This window comes from Legionella sp. 227 (assembly GCF_043161935.1).
Taxonomy (GTDB): Bacteria; Pseudomonadota; Gammaproteobacteria; order Legionellales; family Legionellaceae; genus Legionella; species Legionella sheltonii.
In genome coordinates, this window is sequence record NZ_CP171154.1 from 3,746,850 (window position 1) to 3,762,263 (window position 15,414).

Here is a 15,414-nt window from a genome sequence, read left to right on the forward strand (position 1 = left end):
TTCATCCCTCTCCCATTGAAACATATATTTTTTTAGCCAGTGCCAAAGCCAATTCATCTTCCCACGGCTTGGTTATGATTTGCATGCCTATAGGAAGTTGTTGTCGATTCGTACCGCAAGAAATGACAACTACAGGACACTCAGTTAAAGTAATACTTGCTGTATAACGAATAAGCGGCCAAATCGCATTGGGCTCCAATGTTTTTCCATGGGGTAAGGCACACTTGGGTGACACAGGGCATAATAATGCATCATAAGCTTGAAACAATTGCAAAAACTTAATCTTATATTCATCCCACTTTGCCCAAAGTTTTAAATATTGATCGAGGCTCATGGGCTTTTCTGGCAGCTGAGTCAACCAAGATTGTACCTGATGAGAGACCTCTTGCGTGCCGAGTGACTGGAGAAGATTATTTAAGCCTTGCCCAGCATCTGCTTGAAACAATTGTGTCGCGATACCAATTCCTTCTTCAAAAAGCGGTGTTCCTATTATTTCAATCTGCATTCCATCTAGAGCAAGTTGTTGGCATAGTTCTTCGATTGCACCAGGTATTGCCGGGTCCAGATCAGAAAAATGGTGATCGACTAAATACGCGATACGAATATTTTTTCTAAGCTTTATTTTTTTAGATGGCTTAAGTCGTTCAGCATATGGGTCAAGACCATCTCCTCCTTGAATTGCATGGAATAAAATTTCCAAATCATCAATATTTTGGGTCATTGGAGCAATTCGACTGGTCAAAGCCACCCAACCACGTTTTGGCACTACACATCCTGTTTGCGGTAAACGTCCCAGTGAGGGGCGTAAAGTGAGTACACCACAACAATGAGCCGGATATCTTGCCCCACCTCCATGATCGCCTGCTATCCCCATCGGCGAAGCATGACTTGCAATGAGCGCAGCCTCCCCTCCACTACTCCCTCCACTTGAGTAATCAGGTTTCAGCGGATGATTCGTACGTCCATAAACTAAATTATCGGTTTCTAATGAGAGGCCTAATTCTGGCGTATTAGTCAAACCTAAAAAAATACTTCCCTTTCGCATTAAACGAGAAATAACTGTGGTTTCCTGATGGCATAAAGTATTCATTAAGCCTTTTGTGCCAAACGTAACAATATGGTTTGGAACAGCATATAAATCTTTCGCTGTAAAAGGGATACCAAATAATTCATCGGGTATAAAGTGAGCGTTTTTGAGCTTTTGATCCGCCTCAAAAGCAGCTTGACGGGCAACAGTGAAATCAGTTTGTACTAAAGCATTTATTTTTGGATTGACTCTTTCTATTTCCCGAACAAAAGACTCAAGTAGCTCCGAAACCGTCAATTCACGACGGCGAATTAATTTTGCTAATGTCTTAACTGAAAGCTGATTCAATTCTGGCATATTTTTCTTCCAATCTTTACCAGGGAGGGGGTTCTGCTTTCCCTCTTAAAGAAAAAAGCTCCCCCTAAGAGATGGTACTATTTTTATAATCAAAACTGAAATTAGATTACTTTTTCATCCTCAAATGGATTGTCATATTGATAATGGCTCTTCTTAAATGAATTAAAGAAGAGCCATTTTGGATTAACGAACAAGAACATAGCGACCGTTTTCCAGTACATAGTGATGGCCATTATGATAAACAACGTGCTTATTATGGTAACTCGCTGGATGGCCGGTTACAACGCCAACCCCTGTATCAACTACCCTTCCAACCCCGTTACCTATAAATGCACCTGTATCAGCTACATAACCTACCCCAGTACCTACAACGTGCGCGGTGTAACCTACACCGGCTCCTACGGTTGAATTGCTGTATTGGCTTACATTATTCATTGTATTACAACCAACCAAGCTTAAAGACATGAGCATAGTTGATGAGATTATTATTCGTTTCATAGTTCACTCCTTGACTCTGACACATAATGACCATGCAATATACATATTGATCATTATATGTATATATAGTTGATAAACAGGGTGTTTGTTAGGGATTTTCAGAAATATTTCTGTTGGATTTTTAAGGAAAATTAGGGATTTGAATTCTTAGCATGTATACGGTAATCAGGATGCATCTTTAAAAAATAGGCAATATCTATCAGAGTTTTTACAATGAACACTTTAGTGATACTGCCTAGCAAATTAACTTATCGATTTCGGCTACTGCCTCATTCTATTTAGAAAGTTTGTTCATAAGCCGCGGGGCTGTTTTCTTCGAAATTTCTAAAGTTTTCTTCCGCTTCATTTTTCTTTTCGATATTAAAACAATCCTTTCTCTCTGCAGGATCTTTTATGCGCTCACAATTATTGTTTGCATAGGAGTTTGAGTTTGGATTTACTTCATCTGCAGCAAACGCGTTGAATGAAAATAATGCCATAATAAGAACTAATTTTTTCATCATTGCCCCATGTATTTATTTTTAATTGGCAAGGTAATCATACCTAATTCATACGACAAAATATAGGTAATCAGGGCAATATAGAAGTACTCAAAGATGAAATACCGGAAGAAGCTAATTTCGCTGCTTCCAGCTGAGATAATATGAGCACACAAAACAAGTTATACGCAAATTGCGCGCCCAGAAAGTCAAGAACTACAGTCAAGAAACGTTAGATGGGCAGAGGACGAAACGCTAAATCCAGCGCCTCACGATACTGGGTTGCTTGTTTCTGTTGAGATTCATCCAGTATTATTTGCTCCACCGCGGTTACCAGTGCATAAGGTAAAGGTTTGACCGCTGCCGTCAAAAAAGCCATCTGGTTAAAATTACTAAAGTCAAAAAGAGAATTGTCTTGTCCTATCCCGTTCACCGAGTCTTGTATCAGCTTTAATTGATTTGCTAGTTTGTCGATCTGGCCTATCGCTTTAGTTGAATAATGATACATACCATATCCACCACCCACTAAGAGAGGTAAACCAATAATCAAAGGAACAACAGACGCAATAGAAGCTAAAACCAATACGAATCCTGTGACCACAGCGAATGCAGACAATGCCGTGTTAAAACCACTATCAGCAGTAGATAATAATTGATGATTAAATGCCGAAATCTTTTCAATAAATTGAGTTAAACCTTCCTTCTTGTCAGCAAAGGAAATATCGCTGTAAATACCGTGATTACGACTTTGTCTTCCTTGTATCGCAGCAAGATGATACAACATCATATCAATAATATGGGCTAGATCGGAAATCTTCCCTTTGCGAACATAGGTCATTACCACATTTTGAAGTGTTTTCGACCAATGCGGTTGGGTATTATTAAACTCTCGGGCATACAAGGTCAGCTGTTTGGTAAATTGGATAGGTAAGGGCCCTCCAATATCCAAATCAGTGGTACTACCAAAAAATCCACTATATTGTGGTAAACTTCCAACAAAAGTTTTATTTTTTACTGTCAAAGTATTCAGTAAACTGGCGTACATGTAAAATTTAGCGAAATTATCAGTCTTTTGATTTTCAATCAGTTCACATAATGAAGACAATTGGCTCGATGGCATTATTTTTCTCAGGCTGTAAAAAAATGGTAGTCCTACCATAAGATGAGATAAAAGATAACCTTTCAAACGACATTGAATTGTATAAAAAACACACAATTAAGGACCAATCGAGGCAGAGTGCTTTATAGGTGAATGCCAATTTAATTTCAGCCACTGCTTCTCGGTTTATCACTTGATCCTACAAAGGATCCCAGGATCCCCTTCATAATCTCATGATTGAATGTTTCTGGTGCATTTATCTCCATGGATGATTTGCAAAATCAATTCAGGTTGGATTGACACATAAAAATCATTGTGAATTTTTTTTAATCAAATTATTATGCTTGATTCAATTATAAATGACCAATTTACTTGCTATGACCAGACTTAATATTGAGAAAAATAATAATCGACCGATTAAAATTTCCCTGATGGGAAGCTCAGGTTCTGGTAAAACACAACTCCGTACTGCATTAGAAGGTAAAAAATATCATCCAGATTTTTTCCCTTCGATGGGCATGGAATTTTCAAGATTTAATAGTACATTTGATTATGAGGTTTGCACACTTCCTGGATCTCTAAGACATAGATTTATTGGATTTATACAAGGGATACTACCTAATACCGTAAAAAATTCAGACATCAATATCATATGCATTGATCCATCCGAGAGGGATTCATTTAAAGAGGCTTGGTACTATGCTCGAGAGATCCGCAAAGTGGATACTAAAGCCCCCATTGTGATTGCCTTAACTCAACTGGATAAAAACTTGCCATGGAGGGTATCCGATGGAGAAATTCAAAGATTTAAGCTTTTTTATGGAATTACAAACGACACCATTGGCACGAGTGCAGCCCAAGGCGAAGAGGGCATTAAAGAATTGCGTGCGCTCACGGTTACGCTACAAAAGAAGTTACGTGGTGAAAAAGCAGAGCCTGAAACAATGCTCACTTTAAACGATGTCCTACTGAAAATTGAAAATTTTTGTCAAATGGCTCAAGCGGGTTTAAGCGAATTAATGCAACATAATGAGCAATATCTTAAAAAACACAAACCTCTTGCCAAACTTCCCCCTCACCTGCTAGGTGCATATTTTGCGGTACAAAATTTAATAGTTCAATTAGAAAAAGCTAAAGACATTCCAAAGCACCTAAGCCAGGTTTCTGAACTAATTAAGAAAAAAGCGCTGCTTAACGCATATCAGTTAGCAGTCGGTTATTTTGTGGAAAAAGTGAGTGAAGATGTATTAAAAGTAAATCCTCCCCAGCATATCATGAATGTGATACTCCGACTGCTCCGCGCACCCTTTATTGGATTTCGTATGTATAATGATAATGAGCTGAAAGAACTTCGACGATTTGAGCAACAAACGAGCCTAAAAGAAGAATTACAAAGTATGAAAAATAATAAAGGTCCTTAACCCTTTATCTTTTGTTGCAATGGGCACCAATAAAATCATCCAGAACAACTAATTCTAGTCCTATCAAGATAACAATGAGCTTTAATGAGCTCATTCTCCCTTTATTAAAACAAAGCAGTACGCCTTATACGTCTGTCCATTTGTGTTAAGCATTGCTTGGTTTGGTAGGATAATAAGGCCGCTCACTTTAAAACCAATATTGGGAGTATATATTGCATCGCTTAGAGTCATTACCACTATTGCGTTTTGAAAGGTTGCTGTAGCATTTCATACGAAGTTGATTGTGTAATTCCATTTGCAACCATACACCATACTCTATTTTTATTAAAAAAGGTTTTCTTTTTTAGAAAGTAGACTCAGGACCAGAAGGAGCCTCATCTGTAGGCTTATGTAACTCCTTAACTTCCTCAAGTCTTTGTTTAACATTCATAAAACTATCTGAAGATACAAGTTTTTTTAATTCTGTTTTAGTTGAACCTAAAGTCTCATCGGTTTTTTTTGTCATCTCTGATTTGTATTTTTCAAAGAAACTTTTCAGCCAGCCAATAAATCCTAATTCTCTTAGGCCAGGACGATTAGATTCAATAGTCTTAGTATAATTGTTTAAATACAAGAGTGTCGCTTCAGGCTCTCTTAAGTCAGCAGTTTTAATAATGAGAAGCATATTTTCTGCAGCATTTTTCCGGGCTTCATAGGCTTTTAGTAGCCTTGGATTTTTTTCAGGTTCTTGGACGGGATTTTTATCTAAAAAGTCTAAATAAGATTCGATTTTTTGCTGTACCTGTTGTAAGGACTCGTCAACAGGTAATCCTGATAGAGCTTCTTTTGCTGAAGTTTTAGCAGCATTGGTTATATCTTTTAATAAATACAGAATGTGTTTATCCAAGTCGTGTTTATCTTTAACCTTATCTGGTTGGGTGATCAAAAGTAAAAGTTTCTCCCGTACCATGGAGCTCCGGTTTTGCAATAAGCCTCTTAATTCCACTAACTGTTTTCGGAATTCACGATTTGATGAAATTTCTGTATCTATTTGTTTTTGTTGTGCTAAGAAGTCTTCTGCTGAAAGCTCACCAGCGTTGCTCTTCAATATGTCCAATTTATTTCTTAAGCCCGCCACCTCAACGTCTAATTGATCTATCTCTTCGTTTAATTTTGTGATGGAAGTTTTTATATTCTCGAGGTAATCATAAAGTAGCCTCGTCGCATTTTTGTGCTCCACTTTTCCTTTTATTAAATGATCAGCAGCATAAGTAATTACTCGTAGAAGGGTGGTTTCTTTATCAACCAAATTCTCCATTTCTTGATTTTTTTTGGTCTCCGTTATAGCTGCCACTACGTCCTGAGCTGCATTTTCTTTGTAAGGCCCTAAAAGGGCTTGTTTAACCTTATCCTTTACCATTTGGCGAATATCAGCCGGCGTTTTGTCTTGATTATCTAGTTGCTCCTTTAACCATGCCTCATGACTTAATAGCACGGAGGCAGCAGACTTAATTTGAGTCATATAATACTCATCCTCTCCATTGCTAGATAAAATTCCATGTTCAATGTTTACTATATCTTCAAAGGCAATGTCCGTTTCTGCAAGTAAACTCACCATTAAAGGAACGACTTCGTCGGCACCTAAGTCCACCCCACTATTTAAAGGTATATACTTCTCATATAGGAATCGTCCTATTTTTGCTGCCGTCAGATAATTTCTCTCTCTTAAGGCATCAACATAATCTTGTGGCTTAAATTTCATTTGAATTTGTAGTTGATCATGAAAATTTTCTGCAATTGCTCTGGATACATCATCTCCTTTTTCTCCAAGCTCATCAGCTTGAAGTGCATCTTTATGTCCATCAGTAGCCAAGATAGAAATAGGCTCTATACCCACTTCAGCTACAATCACAGCAGTATTATCCACCGACCCCTTTCCTCCTGCAAAAGCTTTGGATATTAAAGCTTCTGCAATATCATCTGGACCACAATTAGGATTTTCTGCGATAAATTTACTTAAAGTCTGCGCAATATCAGCCGTTGTTAAGGCTGGAGTTCCGAAAAATTTATTTATTGTGGAAAGCCCATCAGTGGCAGCAATTGCAAATACCTTATCACCTTCTTCTAACGGGATTACATCACGGGTGATTTCGGGTTCATGTATTAACCCATCCTTTTCTGAGGCTCTGTCTCCTATGGAACGCTTAACTCCTATTGCTAGCGCTGATCTATCCTGATTTTCATGTAAATTATTAAGCTGCTTTTCAAAACGTACTTTCCCATCAGCACCAATAATGACAAAAATGGCAAGACTATCGCCAACATTACAGGTCACCCCATGCAGTTGATTTGTCTGAGGATCCTTCCATGCAACCAGTGAGGCCAGGGTTGCACCAACTGCTTGTTTGTTACCGTGCACTTCTTGCATTATTCTGGTCGTTTTTTTCAACGCATACTCTTGCTCGGGCTCAGATAGGAGATTAAATCCAGGCATCCTCTCCCCAGATACATCATCCTCTTGACTTTTCTGAAGTGTCATCTTTGGAGGCTCGCCCCATGCCCCTTGGATTTTTGCAAGACCAATAGGACCGTTTCGTTTTTTGGTATCACCTTCTGTTGCAAAATTATAACCATCAATTTTAATCTGCGACATATCAAATTCCATAAAATTTGATCACTTGATTTAAATATAGACCAACAAAATACTTATGAAAAAATGCCGAAATCTTTTTGTTATTGATGGGGGGATTTGAGTTACTGAGAAGTAGTGCTTATTGAGCGTATGCTAATTGAAGGTTTTGGTATTGAAATCCACATAGTAAAACACCTCGGGAATAAATTTATCCTTAAATGGTACTTATCAATGCGAGCTGCTTGCAAACCCATGTTATACCCTTTCTTCCTATTCATCTCCCCCCCCCGCAAACAAGTTGCGGAGCGGAACGATGAGGTACAGAACTAGACGGGGTTTCAGAGAATGCGCCTTGACTACCCAGTTCTATTTTTAGATAAACTGGGAAGTACTATTTTGCTGGTGTTGTGGTGAGTCTGTGGAAAGATGTTCTGGCAAAATGTTAGCATCTGATTTACTTAATTTATCAAGGGTAGCGCCAAACACTGTCATAGTACTGCTACCCAGTTTGATTGTTTTTTCCAAAGCAATGAGTTTCATCAATTGTGCATTCAGTGACGCTTCCGAGTCCAATAATTCCTGTTCTTCTGGGGTAGGTAAAGAAGAAGGATCTACTCCACGAATTTCAGGTGCATTGCGCAGTTCACCGTAATAATCCAAACCCATCCCAACAATAAATGCGTTAGCAGGCACTTCAAATCCTACATATTCAGGTCTGTATCCGTTCACTCTTTTTTGTACTTTATCAACAAGAACAATTAAAGAAACTTTTTTTGCCCCCAAGCTTTCTAAAAGCTCCCTAATTTTTAAATAGGTATTTCCCGTGTCACAAACATCATCTACTACAAAGGCAGTTCTTCCACCTAATGGAATTTTTGGCTTTGAGCCGATTTTCAACTCACCTGAAGCCATTTTATTCTCATAGCTACTTGCTTGCATGGTTGTATATGAATATTTATAGCCGCGATTGTTTAATTCGTTTTGTAAGAGACCGGCAAAAGGAAGTGCTCCATCCATCAAACTAATAAGGACCGGATCAGCATCAGGATATTCTTTAATAATTCGCTCTGCCAGGAGTTCCGTGCGTTGTTTAATGGCACTCTGTGTAAGCGCCTCCCCTTTTCCATCAAATTTATCTTCATCAATTTCTCTGATAGGAAGAGCTTTGGACCATACTCTTTGAGCTACTTTATTCTTTAATTCCTGAATTTCCTGTAACTGTTTAAGAATTACTTCTTTCACAACGCACCTCCACTGTTTGATATTGAAATTTAGCAAGGCATTGTCTTTGAGGTAAAGGAAAAAAGCAATGAATAAACATAGCCTACAACGAAACAATCACATGAGAATGTTAAAAGAAATCAGGGATGATGCTCATCCCTAATATGTAGTTTTGTTGAACAGGTTACTTATGCTCAAACGTAACCATAGAATAAGTTTCAGCTGTATAGTAGGGCTCTTGGTCCACTTCATATTCTTTGGCTAACTCTGCGGCCGTTTTATGATCAACACATTGTATTCCTAGCTCACTGCATAGAGAAACAATTTCACTTGGTTCAAAAAATGTTTTAAAAGGAGATTTTTTACTGGCAAACTCATCTAATGTTTTTTCTAAACACTTTTCTTTGGCGGATGAGTCTAATTGCTGTGCTCCTGTTTGCATCAAAGCATGCATATAGTCAAAGGTGATAACTAAGTGACTAAACTTACTGGATAAGTCACGTAAGATTCTGATTACGTCTTCTTTTTCGAGATAGAATGTATTACCTTCCCATAAAATTAAAGTCGGCTTTGTGAAATCGACATCATTTTTTGCTAACTCTGCAATTAAATCACCTTTAACATAATCCAGACCAATATAAGTAGCATTTTTGTTAACGTATTGCTCAGCATATATCTGTTCTTTACATTTTAAAATTTGTGGCTGATCAATTTCAAAAAAGCGTACACCAAGTTGTTGCGTATATTTCATTTTGCGTACAGGTAAGGTATCAAAGCCACTACCTAAAACAATAACCTGCTTTACTTCTTTGTTTTTCACAGCATCTGATACGGTTTTTCTAAAAAAACGTGTTCTCGTAGCCAATGGCAACCACATTCTTTTGTCGAGTCTTTGCTCTGCTTCCTCTTTAACTTGTTCATTAACAAAATTCTGCATCAGAGGATCTTTAAATAAATCTTCTTCTCTTTCGCCTTGCTTTTGTGTCAATGTTGGCCAATTTTTTTTAGATTTAGCCTCATTCTTCCAATAATTCGCTAATAAGGAGGTGGTAGCAACATTATGGTCTTTTAAAATTTTTTCATGCATAAAAGCAACTCACTTATTTTAATAATTCATCTACAATCTGTTTCATGCCTGAATAATAGGCAGCATGATCGGCGTCTAAATATACAATATTATCGGTAACTTCTCTACTCATGCGTAATTGATCACTTAAGAGTAGCGCGTGATCATAACGGCAAACTAAAGAGCGCTTAGAAATACGAGTAAACTGTTCGCCGATATGAACTGGTTCAGTAAATGGTCGTAAAGGTTGGGCCTGTAATTTGGATAATGCTTTTTGCGTGTCCTCTTCACTACAACAGTTAAAAAGAACATTGATTAAAGCGGGTGAAAACTGCAGGCGAATTTCTTGTAGTGTTTCATCAATAATTAAAAAAGGGGTAAGGTTATTTGATTCGGATTCTTGCGCTAATGAAAACAGCGATTTCTGGTTTTGTGGGACATAACCTGCGACAAAAATGAGTTCGCGAATAGCACTTGGAATAACTTCGGCAACCTCTGAAATAACTAAACCCGCCATACTATGGCCAACAAGTATAACCTGCTCTTGTTGATGTTGAATTAATTGAACAACACGATTCACATAATCAGCGAGGCCTATTGAACTGCTTATTAGATTTTTTAAACTGCCATGCCCAGGCAAATCAGGTGTAAACACTTTATGCCCTTTCAGGGAAAGCTCTTCTGCAATACGTTTCCAGCACCAAGAAGCATGCCAGGCACCGTGAATTAAGATAAAGGTTTGAGAGTTCTGCATCGTTTCACTACAAATTAATTCTATTAGTTATTTTAAGAAAATTGAGCCATTAAGTAAAAGTCCTATAATAGAAAAACAGCCGAACTTACTTTTTACAGAATGAACACACAAACTGAGTTTTCTAAGGAAGTGCTTAGGTTAATTAAGTCAATACCGCGAGGTAAGGTTGTGACCTATGGAGATATTGCGAGGCTAGCAGGTCACCCACAAGGAGCACGTGGTGTTGGATGGCTTCTTCATTCCTGTACTAAGAGTCACAACCTTCCCTGGCAACGCGTGCTAAAATCTGGAGGATACCTTTCATTTCCTGCTAATAATCCCCTCTATTTTCAGCAGCAAGAACTGTTAGAAAAAGAGGACATTGTCATTACCAATGGTAAGGTTGATTTAAAAAAATACTCTTGGGATGGTAAACCATAGCAGTTAGGGATGTAACCTGAGAGGCCAATCAGAATTCGTAGCTTAATGAATAACAGTGTGAATTTTTTGGTGTTTCATTTCCTCACTACAACAACATTCTTTAATGATTTGTACTACTTCCTCGAGATCATCCGTAATATGAATCATTTTCATATCATCATGATAAAGTAAATTATTTTTTAAGGGAAAATTAATGACCCAATCCAACAATGGCTGCCAAAATTCTTTTCCTAGCAAAATAATGGGTACTGTTTTCGGTAGTTTGTTTTTATTTATTCTGTATAACTCCACTTGTTTGTGTCTTAGCATGGTGATGATTTCAAAAAGTTCATCGAGGGTACCGAAACTTCCTGGAAAAAAAATAAATCCGGAAGCATAATTGAGTAAGAGAATTTTGCGAATTAAATAATAATCCACATTGATAGTGCCGGCTAAAAACGGGTTATTTTGTACTTTGAACGCTCCTACAGCAATACCAAAAGATCGCTTCTCCAAACTGTTCGCTTCAGATGCACCTCGATTGGCAGCTTCCATAATTCCAGTTCCAGCTCCAGTTAGGATTGATATCTTTTGTTCAACCAATTTTCTCGAGAGTAATCGTGCATTCTGCGCATAACTGCCTTCTTGTTTTGCTTTAGATGAACCTAATATTGCAACTATGGGGGTTGGCATTTTGGTAATTTGATAGGAAGCCTTAATATTTTGATAAAATACTCGGAACACTCTACCTAAAAGTCTAAAACTACCTCCTAAACCAATCATAACCATATCCTTTCCTGTGTGCCCTCCCTTAATTGTATATTATTTTTACATTTTTGGAGTCAAATCAGTTCAGCAGAAATGACATAGCCACTGTCTTGAAATAAGCGTTCAAGACAGTGGCTATTTACAGCACTCCGAGACCCCTCGGGACATAGAGGGGTGATCAACAGCCATTGACCGCAAAAGACCTCGACAAACTTAAGGTTTTTGCCAAATAAGAGCGCCAGTATGTCTGTTTAGACAAGTAATATAAGTTTTAGTTCCTTTACGATCTTTAGAAAAAATAAAAACGTAATCACCTGCAATTTGCCATGATAATATCTTTGCATGAAATGGAGCATTCCATAAACGTACTCCAGCATAGGTATAGGCAGTAACATGATCTTCGCTATCAAATGTTGAAATAACTATCACAGAATCAGGAGTCAGTTTCATTCGCTCTTGCTGGAAATCATAATCTTCAACCGGAGCAGCCAAAGCAGGATCCTCTACTGGAGCAGCAGAAACTTGAGTGATTAAGGAGGCGGAAAATAAAAAGCCCAGTAACATCATTCGAAACAATTTCATATTAAAACCTCTTGAATGTAAATAAAGGGATACGCTTTGTGGTCAACTTTTCCATAAACGTATAAGACAATTCAATTCGAGTATCGAAAGAATCCAACGGAAAATACAATTTTTCTCCATTCTTGTAAATAGTTTGACTTTACTGACAATTTAATTGTCTGCAAACTATTAAGCTTGTATTCCAACCCTATCGGTTTTAATTCATTAAAATGATTCAAAGAAATCGATGGATTCCTGCTTACGCAGGAATAACCACGTTTGCTCTACAGCTCTGAGTCTTGGACCAATTTTATTACGCCACCTAAAATGATGGATTAGATTAAAGAGTGATTTCAGGGACCGTAATTTTATCCGCTTCCTCTCTCCCTGCTGGGATAGGCTGGAATAACAATTGACTTGAGTTTGCCTGAGTATACATTTTAGGATCAGGGGGTAAATAATTCCCAGGATTAGCAAAATACCGAGTTATTTCCGTAAAAAGTTTCTCATTTAATGATTGATTTTCCTCTTCAGATAAAACGATATTTAAACCTCTATCGAGCCGTTTCGCGGGAATAATATCGATATAATTATCGTTCACCATGTGGGCAAGCGCCTCAATTTTGAAATTATTTTTCAATAAAATTTCGATGGCTTTTTGAATATTCGGATGTGCTGAACATTTATCCATAAAAAGACGCAATTGATTAAGCGCTTTTAAAGAATCGGATACATTACCTAATTGTCTATTCAACTCCTCTAGTTGCAGATCCTGTTGATTTGCAAGTTGCAAAATCAGTGTATTAAAATTATTTTTATTTGCCTGAAGAATCGCAGGATATTGCTTTTTATCTGGATCCATTAATTGACAAAGTACGTCATGTATTAAAAAAAGTAATGCTAATTTTTGAGTCAAATTACTAACTGTTTGAGGATCACTCAACTGCAGTTGTCGAATTGTGTTATCAATTGCCTCTTTACCTAAACGGGACTGTGATAATGCAGGAAGCGCGTTAAATAGAACAGCTAAAATCTTCCTATCCTTCACGTATCGATTGAGTAACTCAATCATCGTGCAATAATGAGCAAAATACTCCTGCTGATTTTCAGGGAATTTCCCTTCTATGGCATGACTAAAGATCTCATCAGTCCAATTGATAAACTGCTGTTGAAGCGCATTGTGCCAAGAGTAATGGGGAGCCAATTGTTTGGCCAACGCATTGAACTGAGTGATACAGAAATATTGACTATTAAACAATTGCACAAATTGAGGTAATTGCGAGCACCAAGCTTTAGGATCCAACTTCAATTGTTTGTCTAATTCCTGACGCATTACCTTAAGGAGAGCAGGATCAGATTCTTTGCTTTCCAATGCGAGTAATGCAGTAATATTTTGTTTGAAAAGTCCAATTTGTATACATGCATAAGCCTGACTCTGCGTCAATTGTAGCGGAGTTACCTGAGCCAGCATTTGAAAGCGTCTTTGCCAAAGAGCAGGCAAGGAAGGATAATACTTTCTAAGGGGAGCAGTGAGCTGTTCATGATGTAAGATCAGACGAATACAGGCATCAGCATCGTATTCTTCATATAAATTAAAACGTAACAAATCGAAAATAAATGAACTTTTAATATTTTTTACAAGTGTAGGAAGCATTGTTTTGAATCGTTCATATTCTTCGGCGCTTGCAGCAGAACGTAATTCATTAAACTGATTCAGCCATATCTTCAACGTTGCTTTTCTTGATTGTCTATTTTCTACTTCTGTTGCTTGTTCCTTTTGCTTAACGAGATCATCAAGGGGTTGCTCTATCCATTCTTTTAGGTCTTCCGCAGTTATCTGTTCCGTCTTTTTCTTTTTAGCTGGGGTTGCAAGAACCGTATCATCTGTATCTTCTCGAACTGCGCTTAAAGCCTCTTGAAAAACAGTTAAGACTTGTTCCGGTTTCATTCTTTGTGTTTTATTAGGATGAAGTGCACTTCTAAGTGCCTCGGTTAATTGTTCCTCTAGCCTTGGATCAAAATCCATCTCGCTGAAGATACCTGTAAAATCAGGATTTTTTGTTTCTTCAAGTGCATTGATACTATCTCGCTTGGGGGCACCTGCTAACTCGGTGATACAGACAAATAATGCATATAAGTCACTTTGAATGTCATAGTTCATAGGCTTTCCATCTTGATTAGCAAGCCACATATCAGTATCCCATGCCATTCGATTGCCATAACTTTGTAAGGTAGAGTATGGCTCATCGCTTTTTATTGTTTTGGCTAAGCCCATGTCAATGACCGTGATTGTCCATTCACTATGCCCATTCTCTTCATCTTTATTGAGTTGAGCCATAATGTTTTCTGTTTTTAGATCACAATGAATTATCGTTCGGCCTTTGTGTTTTCCGGCAGTCACTGTTCGATGAATTTGTTTTGGAACCTCTTTGATTAAAGTACAAGCAAGACTTAAAAATTCCTCACCAGAGAGTTGATCCATATAAAAATCAAGAGTACGTCCAGGAGCACGATTCATATGCAGGTAAGAATATTGTTCCGTTTTGACTAAGCTATAGTGTATTCCTAAAGTGGGATGCTGACTTCCTAGATATTGTTCTCTATTCGCAACACGGACATACCAGTTCGGTTTATTGGGTTTATCACTCAACTCGTTTTGATCCGCATGCATCTGTTTTATGACATAGGAGCCTGATTCATCAAAAACACCGCCGTCTCCTTGAGGAATGATGGACTTGATCACCGGGAAAACATTGCCAAAACTGCCTTGATCTTCAGAACTCGGTTCAAAAACATCTAACCGTCTTGATGGTGCATTAGAGACTAATGGGTCGGCAACGAATTGAAGAACAGGTAGCGTGAGCACAAAGCGTGATTTTTCTCCAGCTGATGTGGGTAAAGAATAGACGTTATAAGCTTCTAATAACCCTGGATTGGCTCCATGTACTGAATTCATAAGTGCTAGAACAACAGGAATATTTTCAGGTAAAGTGGGATTAAGGTAATGAATAGGATTAGCCATGGTTTATTTCACTCAATACTGTATACAAAAACAAACAATGTGTTATATTGTAACATAATGGTCTCTTTTAGTCCATTTTATTGACTAACCATTTGATTATTGCCCACTATTATTGACGTTGATCCCTTAGA

General features: G+C 37.8%; 13 protein-coding genes. 2 read left to right on the top strand and 11 right to left on the bottom strand.

The window, feature by feature from the left end:
* Position 1 precedes the first annotated feature (1 nt).
* From ACF8MK_RS16305 to ACF8MK_RS16320, 4 genes are all read right to left on the bottom strand, one after another.
* Positions 2–1,384 (bottom strand): amidase, encoded by a 1,383-nt coding sequence (locus tag ACF8MK_RS16305; protein WP_392537539.1) that lies wholly within the window; start codon positions 1,382–1,384, stop codon positions 2–4.
* Between the two features lie 183 nt (positions 1,385–1,567).
* Positions 1,568–1,882: a hypothetical protein gene (locus ACF8MK_RS16310; RefSeq protein ID WP_265702578.1), complete on the bottom strand. Its 315-nt coding sequence runs from the start codon at positions 1,880–1,882 to the stop codon at positions 1,568–1,570.
* Positions 1,883–2,160: 278 nt separating this feature from the next.
* Positions 2,161–2,385, bottom strand: coding sequence for a hypothetical protein (locus ACF8MK_RS16315; protein WP_392537540.1), 225 nt, complete (start codon positions 2,383–2,385; stop codon positions 2,161–2,163).
* Positions 2,386–2,593: 208 nt separating this feature from the next.
* Positions 2,594–3,481, bottom strand: a complete 888-nt coding sequence (locus ACF8MK_RS16320) for a hypothetical protein (protein WP_392537541.1) — start codon at positions 3,479–3,481, stop codon at positions 2,594–2,596.
* Positions 3,482–3,819: 338 nt separating this feature from the next.
* On the opposite strand from ACF8MK_RS16320, the gene ACF8MK_RS16325 reads away from it, so the two are divergent.
* Complete coding sequence (locus ACF8MK_RS16325; RefSeq protein WP_392537542.1) at positions 3,820–4,881, top strand: hypothetical protein; 1,062 nt, start codon at positions 3,820–3,822, stop codon at positions 4,879–4,881.
* A 343-nt stretch (positions 4,882–5,224) separates the two neighbouring features.
* Here ACF8MK_RS16325 and ACF8MK_RS16330 read toward each other — a convergent pair whose 3' ends face one another.
* The 4 genes from ACF8MK_RS16330 to ACF8MK_RS16345 all read right to left on the bottom strand — a co-directional run bounded on the left by ACF8MK_RS16330 (position 5,225) and on the right by ACF8MK_RS16345 (position 10,533).
* The gene (locus ACF8MK_RS16330; protein WP_392537543.1) at positions 5,225–7,525 is read right to left on the bottom strand and encodes a hypothetical protein; all 2,301 of its coding nucleotides are present in this window, start codon (positions 7,523–7,525) and stop codon (positions 5,225–5,227) included.
* Positions 7,526–7,864: 339 nt separating this feature from the next.
* A complete protein-coding gene (locus ACF8MK_RS16335) occupies positions 7,865–8,734 on the bottom strand; it encodes a phosphoribosyltransferase (protein ID WP_392537544.1) in 870 nt (289 codons plus the stop codon).
* Between the two features lie 163 nt (positions 8,735–8,897).
* Positions 8,898–9,800: a class I SAM-dependent methyltransferase gene (locus ACF8MK_RS16340; protein WP_392537545.1), complete on the bottom strand. Its 903-nt coding sequence runs from the start codon at positions 9,798–9,800 to the stop codon at positions 8,898–8,900.
* Positions 9,801–9,813: 13 nt separating this feature from the next.
* Positions 9,814–10,533, bottom strand: a complete 720-nt coding sequence (locus ACF8MK_RS16345; RefSeq protein ID WP_392537546.1) for an alpha/beta fold hydrolase — start codon at positions 10,531–10,533, stop codon at positions 9,814–9,816.
* Positions 10,534–10,701: 168 nt separating this feature from the next.
* Here ACF8MK_RS16345 and ACF8MK_RS16350 point away from each other — a divergent pair, with 168 nt between their 5' ends.
* Entirely contained in the window at positions 10,702–10,953 is a 252-nt protein-coding gene (locus ACF8MK_RS16350; RefSeq protein WP_392537547.1) for an MGMT family protein, read from the top strand.
* Between the two features lie 42 nt (positions 10,954–10,995).
* On the opposite strand, the gene ACF8MK_RS16355 is transcribed toward ACF8MK_RS16350, so the two are convergent.
* From ACF8MK_RS16355 to ACF8MK_RS16365, 3 genes are all read right to left on the bottom strand, one after another.
* Positions 10,996–11,715: an LOG family protein gene (locus ACF8MK_RS16355; RefSeq protein ID WP_392537548.1), complete on the bottom strand. Its 720-nt coding sequence runs from the start codon at positions 11,713–11,715 to the stop codon at positions 10,996–10,998.
* Between the two features lie 198 nt (positions 11,716–11,913).
* Positions 11,914–12,282, bottom strand: coding sequence for a hypothetical protein (locus tag ACF8MK_RS16360; RefSeq protein WP_392537549.1), 369 nt, complete (start codon positions 12,280–12,282; stop codon positions 11,914–11,916).
* Between the two features lie 319 nt (positions 12,283–12,601).
* On the bottom strand, positions 12,602–15,283 hold the full coding sequence (locus ACF8MK_RS16365) for a protein kinase (protein ID WP_392537550.1): 2,682 nt from the start codon (positions 15,281–15,283) through the stop codon (positions 12,602–12,604).
* Positions 15,284–15,414 lie beyond the last annotated feature (131 nt).

Excerpts from the sequence above, each read along its gene's own strand:
- ACF8MK_RS16305 (WP_392537539.1), bottom strand. The coding sequence starts at position 1,384 with ATGCCAGAATTGAATCAGCTTTCAGTTAAGACATTAGCAAAATTAATT.
- ACF8MK_RS16310 (WP_265702578.1), bottom strand. The coding sequence starts at position 1,882 with ATGAAACGAATAATAATCTCATCAACTATGCTCATGTCTTTAAGCTTG.
- ACF8MK_RS16315 (WP_392537540.1), bottom strand. The coding sequence starts at position 2,385 with ATGATGAAAAAATTAGTTCTTATTATGGCATTATTTTCATTCAACGCG.
- ACF8MK_RS16320 (WP_392537541.1), bottom strand. The coding sequence starts at position 3,481 with ATGCCATCGAGCCAATTGTCTTCATTATGTGAACTGATTGAAAATCAA.
- ACF8MK_RS16325 (WP_392537542.1), top strand. The coding sequence starts at position 3,820 with ATGACCAATTTACTTGCTATGACCAGACTTAATATTGAGAAAAATAAT.
- ACF8MK_RS16330 (WP_392537543.1), bottom strand. The coding sequence starts at position 7,525 with ATGGAATTTGATATGTCGCAGATTAAAATTGATGGTTATAATTTTGCA.
- ACF8MK_RS16340 (WP_392537545.1), bottom strand. The coding sequence starts at position 9,800 with ATGCATGAAAAAATTTTAAAAGACCATAATGTTGCTACCACCTCCTTA.
- ACF8MK_RS16345 (WP_392537546.1), bottom strand. The coding sequence starts at position 10,533 with ATGCAGAACTCTCAAACCTTTATCTTAATTCACGGTGCCTGGCATGCT.
- ACF8MK_RS16355 (WP_392537548.1), bottom strand. The coding sequence starts at position 11,715 with ATGATTGGTTTAGGAGGTAGTTTTAGACTTTTAGGTAGAGTGTTCCGA.
- ACF8MK_RS16360 (WP_392537549.1), bottom strand. The coding sequence starts at position 12,282 with ATGAAATTGTTTCGAATGATGTTACTGGGCTTTTTATTTTCCGCCTCC.
- ACF8MK_RS16365 (WP_392537550.1), bottom strand. The coding sequence starts at position 15,283 with ATGGCTAATCCTATTCATTACCTTAATCCCACTTTACCTGAAAATATT.